Annotated in this window: 13 protein-coding genes and 1 pseudogene; 3 read left to right on the top strand and 11 right to left on the bottom strand. The window is 60.4% G+C overall.

Annotation, left to right across the window (positions count from 1 at the left end; translation table 11 throughout):
• A partial coding sequence (locus C9413_RS17415) for an SDR family oxidoreductase (RefSeq protein WP_170250683.1) occupies positions 1–733 on the bottom strand: 733 nt, incomplete at its 3' end.
• Between the two features lie 94 nt (positions 734–827).
• On the opposite strand from C9413_RS17415, the gene C9413_RS17410 reads away from it, so the two are divergent.
• Complete coding sequence (locus tag C9413_RS17410) at positions 828–1604, top strand: DeoR/GlpR family DNA-binding transcription regulator (protein ID WP_039846335.1); 777 nt, start codon at positions 828–830, stop codon at positions 1602–1604.
• Positions 1605–1655: 51 nt separating this feature from the next.
• On the opposite strand, the pseudogene C9413_RS33430 reads toward C9413_RS17410, so the two are convergent.
• Together C9413_RS33430 and soxR are read right to left on the bottom strand one after the other, a co-directional pair.
• Positions 1656–1940: pseudogene (locus C9413_RS33430) on the bottom strand (hypothetical protein); the annotation flags it as partial.
• A gap of 100 nt (positions 1941–2040) precedes the next feature.
• A complete protein-coding gene (soxR, locus tag C9413_RS17400; protein WP_039846337.1) occupies positions 2041–2502 on the bottom strand; it encodes a redox-sensitive transcriptional activator SoxR in 462 nt (153 codons plus the stop codon).
• Positions 2503–2568: 66 nt separating this feature from the next.
• Between soxR and C9413_RS17395 the strand changes: the two genes are divergently transcribed.
• On the top strand, positions 2569–3144 hold the full coding sequence (locus C9413_RS17395; RefSeq protein ID WP_039846338.1) for an NAD(P)H-dependent oxidoreductase: 576 nt from the start codon (positions 2569–2571) through the stop codon (positions 3142–3144).
• A gap of 220 nt (positions 3145–3364) precedes the next feature.
• Positions 3365–4549: an acyltransferase gene (locus tag C9413_RS17390; protein ID WP_170250682.1), complete on the top strand. Its 1185-nt coding sequence runs from the start codon at positions 3365–3367 to the stop codon at positions 4547–4549.
• A 70-nt stretch (positions 4550–4619) separates the two neighbouring features.
• Here C9413_RS17390 and C9413_RS17385 read toward each other — a convergent pair whose 3' ends face one another.
• The 8 genes from C9413_RS17385 to C9413_RS17350 all read right to left on the bottom strand — a co-directional run.
• Entirely contained in the window at positions 4620–5027 is a 408-nt protein-coding gene (locus tag C9413_RS17385; RefSeq protein WP_039846340.1) for a F0F1 ATP synthase subunit epsilon, read from the bottom strand.
• Positions 5027–5266, bottom strand: coding sequence for a hypothetical protein (locus C9413_RS17380; protein ID WP_039846341.1), 240 nt, complete (start codon positions 5264–5266; stop codon positions 5027–5029). The genes C9413_RS17385 and C9413_RS17380 overlap by 1 nt, the downstream gene beginning before the upstream one ends.
• The gene (gene atpD / locus C9413_RS17375; RefSeq protein ID WP_170250681.1) at positions 5266–6738 is read right to left on the bottom strand and encodes a F0F1 ATP synthase subunit beta; all 1473 of its coding nucleotides are present in this window, start codon (positions 6736–6738) and stop codon (positions 5266–5268) included. Before atpD ends, C9413_RS17380 begins: the two co-directional genes overlap by 1 nt.
• 23 nt (positions 6739–6761) lie before the next feature.
• Positions 6762–7646, bottom strand: a complete 885-nt coding sequence (locus C9413_RS17370) for a F0F1 ATP synthase subunit gamma (RefSeq protein ID WP_039846342.1) — start codon at positions 7644–7646, stop codon at positions 6762–6764.
• A 26-nt stretch (positions 7647–7672) separates the two neighbouring features.
• Positions 7673–9202: a F0F1 ATP synthase subunit alpha gene (atpA, locus tag C9413_RS17365; RefSeq protein WP_039846343.1), complete on the bottom strand. Its 1530-nt coding sequence runs from the start codon at positions 9200–9202 to the stop codon at positions 7673–7675.
• The gene (locus C9413_RS17360) at positions 9202–9768 is read right to left on the bottom strand and encodes a F0F1 ATP synthase subunit delta (RefSeq protein ID WP_039846344.1); all 567 of its coding nucleotides are present in this window, start codon (positions 9766–9768) and stop codon (positions 9202–9204) included. Before C9413_RS17360 ends, atpA begins: the two co-directional genes overlap by 1 nt.
• 254 nt (positions 9769–10022) lie before the next feature.
• Entirely contained in the window at positions 10023–10412 is a 390-nt protein-coding gene (locus C9413_RS17355; protein ID WP_039846345.1) for a hypothetical protein, read from the bottom strand.
• Positions 10413–10494: 82 nt separating this feature from the next.
• A partial coding sequence (locus C9413_RS17350; RefSeq protein WP_170250680.1) for a primosomal protein N' occupies positions 10495–12525 on the bottom strand: 2031 nt, incomplete at its 5' end.

Genomic DNA, 12525 nt, shown 5'->3' with positions numbered 1-12525 from the left:
GGCCAGTGATGTAGCCGGAGAGCGATGGCGCAGCCAGAAAGAGATAGGCGGGCGCGCAATCCTCGGCAGTTCCGAGACGTTGCAGCGGTATACTCTTGCGGGTCTGCTCCAGCTTCTCCGGCGAGGAATAACGCCCGTGGAAGTCGGTTTCGATCGTGCCCGGCGAGACGCAATTGACCCGGATCGCATCCGGCGCCAGCTCGCGTGCGAGCGCTTTAGAATAAGTGGCGACGAAAGCCTTGGAGGCGGAATAGATTGCCGAGCCGGGACTGCCGCCAGTCAGCGCCGAGATGGAAACCGTATTGACGATCGCCGCCCCGTTGGCTGCCCGCAACGCCGGCAGCAGCGCACGCGTGAGTTCGACGACAGATGTCTGATTGAGTCTGACGATCGTGTCGTATTCCCTGTCGGTCAACGTGTCTGCCAAAAACCGGCCGACCATGGTGCCGGCATTGTTGACGAGTGCGTGTACGATGCCGAAAGTATCCAGAGCTTTCGCTGCGAAAGCGGCAGTGCCGTTCGGCGCGAGAAAATCGGCTGCAACGAGAACCGCACGCCGCTCCTGCTCTGCTGTCAGCAGGAAATCCGGCAAATCCCTTTCGCTGTTGCGGCCAGTGTGAACCAGGACGTGCGCGCCGCAATCCAGGAACTGCCGCGCGACTTCGAGGCCGATTCCACGTCCTGCTCCCGTCACCACGACATTGCGATTCTCAAAAAGCTTGGGATGAAACACGCTTGAACCCTCCCGGCTCCGGCCGCCAGTCGCCGATTGCGCAATTTTCGCTTTAACATATGATCCGGCCCAACGAAAGAAAGGGAGCGAAACCATGTTTCTGTCCGGACGGCAGACGGAGATCCTCGATATCGCCAAATCGGAAGGCCGCGTGCTGGTCGAAGATCTGGCAGCGCGCTTCTCTGTCACGCCGCAGACCATCCGCAAGGATCTGAACGATCTTTGCGATGGGCATGTGCTGACGCGCATTCACGGCGGAGCGATCTTTCCGGGCGGGACGGAGAACGTAAAATACGAGGCGCGCCGCTCGATCGCCGCCAGCGAAAAACTCGCGATCGGCCGCGCGACCGCTGATCTTATTCCCGACAAAGCCTCGCTCTTTATCAATATCGGAACGACGACCGAGGCCGTCGGGGAAGCGCTCGTCGACCACCAGGAATTGATGGTGATCACCAATAACATCAACGTTGCCAGCCGCTTGCGTCTTTTTCCGTCGATCGAGGTCGTCATCGCGGGCGGCGTGGTGCGCCATTCGGATGGCGGCATCGTCGGCGAAGCAGCCGTCGATTTCATCCGGCAGTTCAAAGTCGATTACGCCGTCATCGGCGCTTCGGCGATCGATCCGGACGGTGCGCTTCTCGACTTCGATTTCCGCGAGGTGAAGGTCGCGCAGGCAATAATGGCGAATGCGCGCCACGTCGTCCTCGTTGCCGACTCCACCAAGTTCGAGCGCACGGCTCCGGTGCGCATCGGCCATCTGTCACAGGTCCACACCTTCGTCACGGACGACTGCAACGTCGAATCCCTCAGGAAGGTCTGCGCGGAAAGTGGCATCAATCTGATCGAAACCTCGGAAAAAGCATTGTCGTAGAGCGTTCGTTTGACATTCGCTTTTCTTCGTTCTAGCGCTATTTTTTTCGTTAAGACGCCGCCGCATGTCGCGCATGTGGGCTTCGGCGACCTTGCGGGCCAGGTGATCCGCTTCGGGGAACTCGGCCGCGGTATTGATCTGCCCCGATAAGTTTCCCGCCCCACCCGATCCACTAAAATGAGCGTCAAGCTCGGCCCAGGCATCGTCCGGCCGTTTTCTCACTCGATCCCAGGTATTCCAAAAGTCGAGGTCCTCACGGTGATCGGCGCGCAGGGTGACATGCGCTTCCGGATCGTCGCGCAGGGGCAGGACACCTACGCCTTCTCCGCGCCGATAATCCGCGAAGCGGCCCTCCTGTCGAGGGATATCCGCGCAAAGCCGCCGGCAGGATGAAGCGGCTGCCCTTGAGCTTTCTGCGGGCGATTGCAGCGGCCGCCTAAGGCTCCTCCAGCAGGCGCGCACCGGTTCCCTCTTTGCCAAGCTTGTCGCAGGGATTTCGCAGCGGGCAGCTTTCGATCGACAGGCAACCACAGCCGATGCAACCGGTCAAACGATCGCGAAGCAACGTCAGCCGCCTGATCCGCGAATCCAGATCGTCCTTCCACATCTGCGAGAGCTTCTGCCAGTCACTCGCAGTTGGGGTGCGCCCCTGTGGCAGCGTATCGAAGGCCGCCTGAATTTCGGCCAGCGGTATGCCGACCCTCTGCGCCACCTTGATGATGCCGAGACGGCGCAGGACATCGCGCCCGTAACGCCGCTGGTTGCCGCGCGACCGCATGCTCGAAATCAGGCCTTTGGCCTCGTAAAAATGCAGCGCCGAGACGGCCAGTCCGCTGCGCTCTGCCACTTCGCCTATAGTGAGAAGCCTGCTGAAATTGGTCGATGAACTTGTTTCCATATTGACCTCAATATTGGTTGAGGTTTTATAAGCCAAGCTCCTTGCAGCGTAAAGAAGGGGCAATATATGCAAACCGCTATCAGAATCGGCGTCATCTACGGAAGCATACGTGAGGGCCGGATATGCGACCGGGTGGTGAAATGGCTGACGCGGCAACTCACGCTCTACCCGCTGATCGACCTCGATATCATCGATCCGCTCGATTTCGATCTGCCTGCCCGGCACGATAGCGGTCATCCGGAAATTGAGCGTCTCGCCTCTCGCCTGAATGCGGCAGATGCCTTCATCGTCGTCACGCCGGAATATAATCACAGCTTCACGGCGGCACTCAAATTCGTGCTCGATTCATTCAACGAACCCTGGCACGGCAAACCCGTAGCCTTCGTATCCTATGGAGGCATCTCGGGCGGTCTGCGTGCTGTCGAACAGCTGCGGCTTGTCTTCGCCGAACTGCATGCGGTCACCATTCGTGACACCGTGAGCATTGCGGCACCTTGGAACCGTTTCGATGAAGACGGCAACCTCGAGCGGCCCGAAGACTCGCTCAAGCTTCTCGCCCGGATGGTGGCAAGGCTGCAATGGTGGGCGCATGCGTTGTCCGCCGCGCGCGCCGAGCGACCTTATCGAAACATCGCCGCCTGAATCACGCCTGTTTCCGTTCCCGGCAGGTACGGAAATGCCGGCGAGCACCCGGGCTGGCCTATGCCCGGGTGTTCGCCCGGTGCATATGTTAGCGTTCGCGCCCGATGGCCGGCGAAGATGGATCGCGCGCCCGTCCACATGCCGGCGGCCCAAAGAAGCGCCCTTGTCCTACGCGCCATCATGTCCTAGGCCTGAGGAAAAGCAGACAGGCGAGGCACGAATGGAGATAGATCGGAGGCTGGCGGGTGCCGATGCCATGCGTGCGGCGGCGTGCCTCCTCGTGCTCATTCCTCATCTTGTCCTGCGCGTCGAGATCAATCAGGTGGATCCCGCCGCCCGATCGGCCTTGGTCATTGCCCGCTTCGGCAATTTCGGCGTGGCGATCTTCTTTGTTCTAAGCGGCTATCTGCTTGCGCGGCCCTTCTGGCGAGCTCTCGATGAGCACCGCCCATTGCCGGGTATGAAAACGTACGCCATACATCGTGCGGCGCGCATCCTGCCTGGCTACTGGGTGGCGCTGACTGCAGGCTTCGTTTTGAGCATCACACTGCTTGGAGATCCACCAACGGCCGAGCTCGGCATGCGTTATGCCGCAGGCTTCCTTTTGATGAGCCAGTGGCATTGGCGCACTTTGTTTCCGGTCGAAGGGAACGGGCCGCTTTGGTCGATTCCATTCGAAGCGACATGTTATGTTTTGCTGCCGGCGTTCATGCTCGCTCTTCATTACTTCAGCCGCGCGCTGCCGCGCTTGTCTACGCGTCTCGTTTGGCTTGGCGCCATAGCGACCGCTCTTGTCTTGCACTGGTTAACCGTCAACGCCTTGCAGCCGGACCACATGCAGCGCGGCTGGCAGTTCGGCATGGCGGGCGGTGCGAAGGAATGGATGCCGCGTTACAATCCGATCGGCTTCTTTGCGATCTTCGCGCTCGGTATCCTTGCTTCGGGCGTCGAGACAATCCTGTCGAAGCGAAAGGTAGCTCTCTTCGATGTCCTCGCCTGTATTGCCATAGCCGGTAGCGCCGCTGCCCTCGTCTCGTCTGAGGGCGGGCCTTGGGAGGCCTATGGCTGGCTCGGAATTCCTTATAGCTTTCCGCTCTTTCCGATAGCTATTGCAGCGGCCCTAGTCGCGCTGGCGCGCTCGTTATGGCTCGGCAACTGTCTCGATAGTCGAGCGGTCCGCTTCACCGCGAAAATTTCGTTCGGCATCTATATCTGGCAGGATCCGGTCATTTCAGCCGTGGAGGCGCTTTTTCCTTCCGCCTTCGGCCCGATCAGCGACAATCTTCTCTACGGCTGGCTGCTCTGGTCGCTCCTCGCAGCAGCCCTTGTGTTCGTCATCGGAAGCCTCAGCTATATTTTCATCGAACGGCCGGTCTTGGTGAAAGTCCATGCCGTTCCACGTTGAGCCGGCCCCCCTGCCGCAAACAAAAAGCGGCCCGCTGAGGCCGCTTTAGGGTATTTCGCTGCAATCCCGATCAGTCCTGCTGGACGATGCCGCGCAGATGCGTCAGCTCCAGGATGAAATGCTCGAGCTTGGACTTGTGCTCGTGATGCAGGGCATCCTCAAGCTCCTTCTTCGCAGTCTCGATACGACGGGTCAACTCGTCCTTGGTCAGGTCCTCGACCGCAACAGCGGATTCTGCAAGCAGCGTGCAACCGGTCGGCAGGATGTCGGCGAAGCCGCCGAAAACAACGTAGTCCTGCTTGGAGCCGCCACTGGAGCGGACGCTGACGATGCCTGGCTTGATGGTCGTCATCGTCGGGGCGTGGTGCGCCATGACGGTCATCTCGCCCTCGGTTGCCGGAATGACAACTTCCGTCACCATCTCCGACAGGAGCAAGCGCTCCGGAGATACGAGTTCAAAATTGAAATTGTCAGCCATCAGTGACTTACCTTCTCGGCTATGGCCTTTGCATCTTGCAGTTTGGTCCCGCAGAACGGGCAGTGCATTATCGCCTGATCGAGATATCCCAGACCTTCCTCGGTCTGTACCAAACCCACCACCATCATCAGCACGCCATTATCTGCTCTGTAAACGGTCGGCGCCGCCGGGGCGGGAAGTCCTGCCACGACTTCCTTCAGGGAGTCGCAGCAGAAAATCTCGTCACGAGCTTCGTTCATCAAGCAGCTGCGGAGAGCTTCTTGGCCTTCTCGATGGCTTCGTCCATCGAGCCGACCATGTAGAAGGCGGCTTCCGGCAGGTGGTCGTATTCGCCGTTGACGAGACCCTTGAAGCCCTTGATCGTGTCTTCGAGCGCAACCAGCTTGCCCGGCGAACCGGTGAAGTCTTCGGCAACGAAGAACGGCTGCGATAGAAAACGTTCGATCTTGCGGGCACGGGCGACGGCGAGCTTGTCCTCTTCGGACAGTTCGTCCATGCCAAGGATGGCGATGATGTCCTGCAGGGCCTTGTAGCGCTGCAGCGTCGACTGAACCTTGCGAGCAACTTCATAGTGCTCTTCGCCGACGACCATCGGGTCGAGCATGCGCGAGGTGGAGTCGAGCGGGTCGACGGCCGGGTAGATGCCCTTTTCGGCAATCGAGCGCGATAGAACGGTCGTCGCGTCAAGATGCGCGAACGAAGTTGCCGGAGCAGGGTCGGTCAAGTCGTCAGCCGGAACGTAGATAGCCTGAACCGAGGTGATCGAGCCGGTCGTCGTCGTCGTGATGCGTTCCTGCATCTGGCCCATGTCGGTTGCGAGCGTCGGCTGATAACCGACGGCCGAAGGAATACGGCCAAGCAGAGCCGACACTTCCGAACCTGCCTGCGTGAAGCGGAAGATGTTGTCGACGAAGAACAGAACGTCCTGGCCCTGGTCGCGGAAGTTTTCGGCAACCGTCAGACCGGTCAGAGCGACGCGAGCGCGAGCGCCCGGCGGTTCGTTCATCTGGCCGTAAACGAGGGCTGCCTTCGAGCCTTCACCGCCGCCATGCTTGTTGACACCCGATTCGATCATTTCGTGATAGAGGTCGTTGCCTTCGCGGGTGCGCTCGCCAACGCCTGCAAACACCGAGTAGCCACCGTGAGCCTTGGCAACGTTGTTGATCAGTTCCATGATGAGAACCGTCTTGCCGACGCCTGCGCCGCCGAAGAGGCCGATCTTGCCGCCCTTGGCGTAAGGAGCCAGAAGATCGACGACCTTGATGCCGGTGACGAGGATCTGTGCTTCCGTCGACTGCTCGACGTAAGACGGTGCGTCCTGGTGGATCGCACGCTTGGAAGCGGTAACCAGCGGACCGGCTTCATCAACCGGCTCGCCGATGACGTTCATGATGCGGCCGAGCGTTTCCGGGCCGACCGGAACCGAAATGGGAGCGCCGGTGTCCACGACTTCCTGGCCGCGGACCAGGCCTTCGGACGAGTCCATGGCGATCGTGCGGACTTCGTTTTCACCGAGATGCTGCGCGACTTCCAGAACCAGGCGGTTGCCCATGTTGGTGGTTTCGAGCGCGTTCAAAATCGCCGGCAGTTCGCCTTCGAAAGCAACGTCGACGACGGCGCCGATAACCTGTGTGACCCTGCCGACAGAGCCTGTGGCGGTCTTCTTAGCAGCGGTCTTCGCTGCCGCCCTCGGGGTAGCTGCCCTAGCCATTTTCATACCCTCTTTCTCTAACCTCAGAGCGCTTCCGCGCCCGAAATGATTTCAATGAGTTCCTTGGTGATCTGAGCCTGACGCTGCCGGTTGTAGCTGAGCGTCAGCTTGTTGATCATCTCACCAGCGTTGCGCGTCGCACTATCCATCGCGCTCATCTTCGCGCCCATTTCGCCGGCGACGTTCTCGAGGAGCGCGCGGAAAATCTGGACGGAAATATTGCGCGGGATCAGATCGTTCAGGATCGATGCCGGATCCGGTTCGTATTCATAGACGGCACCCGCATGCACGACGTCTTCAGCAACAGCTTCCGGAGCCGAAGCCGGGATGAGTTGCTGAGCCGTCGGCACCTGCGAGATGACCGACTTGAACTCCGAGTAGAACAGCGTGCAAACGTCGAATTCGCCGGCTTCGAACATCTCGATGACGCGCCTGCCGATCTGGTCGGCGTTCTCGAAGCCGATGCGCTTCACGTCGCGAAGCTCCTTGCGCTCGACGATGAGCGACGCAAATTCGCGACGAAGAACGTCATAGCCCTTCTTGCCGACGGTGAAGATCTTGACGGTCTTGCCTTCGGCGATGAGCCTGCGGGCATGGTCGCGGGCAAAGCGCGCGATCTGTGAATTGAAGCCACCGCAGAGGCCGCGCTCGGCGGTGCAGACAACGAGCAGGTGAACCTGAGCCTTGCCCGTACCCGTCATGAGCACTGGTGCGCTATCGCCATCCGTCATCGCTTTGGAGATGTTCGAAAGAACAACCGCCATGCGCTCCGAATAGGGCCGGGCGGCCTCGGCCGCCTCCTGCGCACGCCGAAGCTTCGCCGCGGCGACCATTTTCATCGCCTTGGTGATCTTCTGCGTCGCCTTGACGGAGGCGATCCGGTTTTTCAGATCCTTAAGTGAAGGCATCCGTTTTCCGTCCTAATTAGGTGCGATCAGGCGAAAGACTTCGCGAAGGTATCGAGAGCAGCCACAAGCTTGCCCTTGGTATCGTCGCTGATTGCCTTTTCGGTGCGGATCGTGTCGAGGATGGCCGAGCCTTCCGAACGCAGGTACGACAGCAATGCCTGCTCGAACTTGCCGATCTGAGCGACAGCGATCTTGTCCAGGTAGCCGTTGACACCTGCGAAGATGACCGCGACTTGCTCTTCCACCTTGAGCGGCGAGAATTGCGGCTGCTTCAGGAGTTCGGTCAGGCGGGCACCGCGGTTCAGCAGGCGCTGCGTCGCAGCGTCAAGGTCAGAACCGAACTGGGCGAAGGCGGCCATTTCGCGATACTGGGCGAGCTCACCCTTGATCGAGCCCGCAACCTGCTTCATCGCCTTGATCTGGGCGGCCGAGCCGACGCGCGAAACCGACAGACCGACGTTAACCGCCGGACGGATGCCCTGATAGAATAGGTCGGTTTCGAGGAAGATCTGGCCGTCGGTGATCGAGATCACGTTGGTCGGAATGAACGCCGAAACGTCGTTGCCCTGCGTTTCGATGACCGGCAGAGCCGTCAGCGAACCGGCGCCCATTGCGTCGCTCATCTTTGCAGCGCGCTCGAGGAGACGCGAATGGAGGTAGAAGACGTCGCCCGGATAGGCTTCGCGGCCCGGCGGGCGGCGCAGCAGCAGCGACATCTGACGGTAGGAAACAGCCTGCTTGGACAGGTCGTCGTAACCGATCAGCGCATGCTGGCCGTTGTCGCGGAAATATTCGCCCATGGCGCAGCCGGAAAACGGAGCCAGGAACTGCATCGGAGCGGGATCGGAAGCCGTCGCTGCGACGATGATCGAATACTTCAGGGCGCCGCGTTCTTCGAGAACCTTGACGAACTGCGCAACCGTGGAGCGCTTCTGGCCGACGGCGACGTAGACGCAGAAAAGCTTTTCAGCTTCCGGACCGGAGTCGTGAATGGCCTTCTGGTTCAGGATCGTATCGAGAAGGATCGCGGTCTTGCCGGTCTGGCGGTCGCCGATGACAAGCTCGCGCTGGCCACGGCCGACGGGGATGAGAGCATCGATAGCCTTGAGGCCGGTCGACATCGGCTCATGAACCGACTTGCGCGGGATGATGCCGGGAGCCTTGACGTCGACACGCGCACGGCGCGTCGCGTTGATCGGGCCCTTGCCGTCGATCGGATTGCCGAGCGCGTCAACGACGCGGCCAAGCAGTTCCGGACCAACCGGGACGTCAACGATGGCGCCGGTCCGCTTGACGGTGTGGCCTTCCTTGATGTCGCGGTCGGAGCCGAAGATAACGACACCGACGTTATCGGACTCGAGGTTCAGCGCCATGCCGCGGATGCCGCCGGGGAACTCGACCATTTCACCCGCCTGAACGTTGTCCAGACCGTAAACGCGAGCAATACCGTCACCGACAGAAAGCACCTGGCCGACTTCCGAGACTTCCGCCTCTTTGCCGAAGTTTTTAATTTGATCTTTGAGAATTGCGGAAATTTCCGCGGCGCGGATATCCATCAGCCAACCTCTTTCAATGCAAGCTTGAGGGTAGAAAGTTTGGTACGAAGCGACGTATCAATCTGACGGGACCCGACCTTCACGATCAGACCACCAAGAATTGACGGATCAACCGTGACGGCAATCGTCACGTCTTTGCCGGTGACGCCCTTCAGCGCCGCCTTCAATTCGGTTTCCTGCGCTGCGGTCAGCGCATGGGCCGAGGTAACCTCGGCAGAAATTTCGCCACGCTGGCGAGCAGCAATGATGCGGAAGGCCTTGATGATGCCCGGGAGGGCAAAGAGGCGGCGGTTACGCGCCACAACCTTCAGGAAATTAGCAAAGAAGCCGCTGATGCCTGCCTTCTCGCTGATTGCAGCGACCGCCTTGAGCTGATCGTCTGCGGAGAATACCGGGCTTGCAACGAAGCGCCTCAGGTCGTCGCTCTCGTCCAGCATCGCCTGGAAACGATTGAGATCTGTAGTGACGCTCTCGACGGCGCCTTCTTCAAGAGCCAGTTCGAATAGCGAGGACGCATATCGTTCTGCAACACCAGAAGCAAGCTGGGACGTGTCTGCCACGGGCACAAATTTCCCTGATTTCAACCCAAGAATCCGGCCTTTGGCGGGCGCCTGACCTATGCTCTTGAATTCGTTTTGATTTCCCCCAGAAATCGCAAGAGAAGCCTCTTGCTTCTTCCGAAATTCGGGGTCCGTCTAACATAGGATGTCGGGACTCGCAACACGCGTAATGCCCGAATATGCCTTTCGAATGCTTTTCTATCGGCAAAATCGTGAAATGGCGCAAAGCCCGGCGAGCGAGCGGCTCGCGGCGCGGTAATCTAGGCTGCGAAGAAGCCCAAGGAATAGGCGAGCGGGAGGGCCGCTAGAGCCGCTTGCACAACCAGAAGTAAATAGTTGAGAATTGTGCTCCCCTTATCGGAAAGGAGCGAAACGACCCGGGCGAAAGCCGCCATCGCAAATGCCGCCCCAAGCGCCATGTAGATGAAATCCTGCGCCAGCATGATCGCCGCCAGTCCAAATCCGAGATAGAAACCGCCGACGGAGCGTTGCTCGGCGAAACCATCCCGGCGGTCTCCACGCGGCTGAAGGCCGAAAAGCTGCATCGCATATCCGGGCGCGAACATGATGACGAGACCCGCAAGAGCGGTGAACGCCGCCGAACAGAATGCGAGCTGCTCGGCAAAGGTCTCGGGAAAATAAAACTCCATGGATCAACCCCAAATCACGCTGCGAATGGCTGCCCCTTATGGCATGATTGCGCCGGGTGGAAAACGGCTGTCAATCGCCGATCTACAGGAAGCTTTGCGGGTCGATATCGAGCTGGACGTGCACGGAGCCACGCTCTTTCGGCGCCTGCGCAAGCATACTGCGCAGAAATGCCTGCATGTCGGAACTCCGCCGCCCGTGTACGAGGAGCCGGAAACGGTAGCGGCCGCGCACCAGCGCCAGCGGTGCTTCGGCGGGGCCGAGCACGGAAATGCCGGAAACCTGCGGCGCCGCGCTCCGCATGCCGCGGGCATGGTTTTCCGCATCATGGCGCGTTTCGGCCGAGACGATAATCGACGCAAGGCGTCCGAAAGGTGGCAAACTTGCCCGCTCGCGCTCGGCGATTTCCCGCTCGTAGAACGCGCTCGCGTCGCCTGAAACGATTGCCTGCATGACGGGATGCTGCGGCTGGTACGTCTGCAGCAGGCCATGGCTCTTCAGACCCGTTCGCCCTGCGCGGCCTGTCACCTGTGAAAGAAGCTGGAATGTTCTTTCCGCCGCGCGCGGATCACCGTTGGCGAGACCGAGATCCGCATCGACAATGCCGACCAGCGTCATCAACGGAAAGTTATGCCCCTTGGCGACGAGCTGCGTGCCGATGACGATATCCGCTTCGCCCTTGGCGATCGCCTCGAGTTCCAGCCGCAGGCGTTTGACGCCGCCCATAATGTCCGAGGATAACACGATGGTCCGCGCGTCGGGGAAATGACGCTCGACTTCTTCCGCGATGCGCTCGACCCCCGGCCCACAGGCAACGAGGTGATCGAGCGTTCCGCATTCCGGACAAGCCTCCGGCGTCCGCTCCGTATGGCCGCATTGATGGCACTGCAGCTGGCTGCGGAAACGGTGCTCGACGAGCCAGCTCGAACATTGCGGGCACTGGAAGCGGTGGCCGCAGACACGGCAGAGCGTCAGCGGTGCGTAGCCGCGTCGATTGAGGAAGAGCAGCGCCTGCTCGCCCTTTTCGACCGTCTTGCCGATCGCGCGGATCAAGACGGGCGAGAGAAAACCTTCCCTTTTCGGCGCGGGCCGCCGCATATCGACGAGATGCAGGTCGGGCAGCGCCGCCTCGCCGTAGCGTGTCGGCAGATGGATGGTGCTGTAGCGTCCGCTCTGACCGTTCACCTGGCTTTCGAGGGAAGGGGTCGCAGACACGAGAACAACCGGGAAATTGCCGATGCGACCGCGCACGACTGCCATGTCGCGGGCATTGTAATAGACGCGGTCTTCCTGCTTGTAGGCAGGATCGTGTTCCTCATCGATGATGATGAGCCCCAGGTCTTCGAACGGCAAAAACAATGCCGACCGGGCGCCGGCAACCACGCGAATCTCGCCGGTCACCGCCTGCCGCCAGACTTTCTCGCGCATGCGCGGCGCGAGATCGGAATGCCATTCGGCCGGCTTTGCGCCGAACCGGTCCTGGAAGCGCTCCAGGAAACTTGCGGTGAGCGCGATTTCCGGCAGGAGGATCAGCACCTGCTTGCCACGGCGAAGCGTCTCGGCGATCGCCTCGAAATAGACCTCGGTCTTGCCGGATCCCGTCACGCCATCAATCAGCGAAACGGCAAACTCACCTTTTGTGACTTCGCACAAAATCTCTTCGGCGGCATCCTTCTGCGGCCCCTGCAGCCGCGAAGAGGCAAAGTCCGGATCGGGTTTTGCCACGACCGGAGGCGGAGGCAGGAAAATTATCTCGAAAAGCCCTTGGCTGATGAGGCCATCGACAACGCTGGTGGAAACACCGGCGGCATGTGCAAGTCCGGTCCGTGTCCACGAGACACCGTGCGATGCTGTATCGAGCACTCTGGCACGCGCAGGCGTCATCCGCTCCGGCTCGCCGCCGACGAAGCGCAATCCTTCCGCCATCGGCTCCGGTTCGAAGGCATTGGGCGCACGAAGCGCCATTCGGGCAACAAGACCGGGCGGCGATAGCGTGTACGCAGCCACCCAGTCGATGAACTCCCGCATTTCCTTGGATAGCGGCGGGCAATCGAAGACATGCGTGATCGGTCTAAGCTTCTTCGGATCGACGCCATCTTCACCACCGTCCCAGAC

This window comes from Rhizobium sp. SEMIA 4085 (assembly GCF_013004495.1).
GTDB classification, from domain to species: domain Bacteria; phylum Pseudomonadota; class Alphaproteobacteria; order Rhizobiales; family Rhizobiaceae; genus Rhizobium; species Rhizobium gallicum.
Note: the sequence above shows the minus strand (reverse complement) of the source record. Positions and strands in the feature narration are given on the sequence as shown.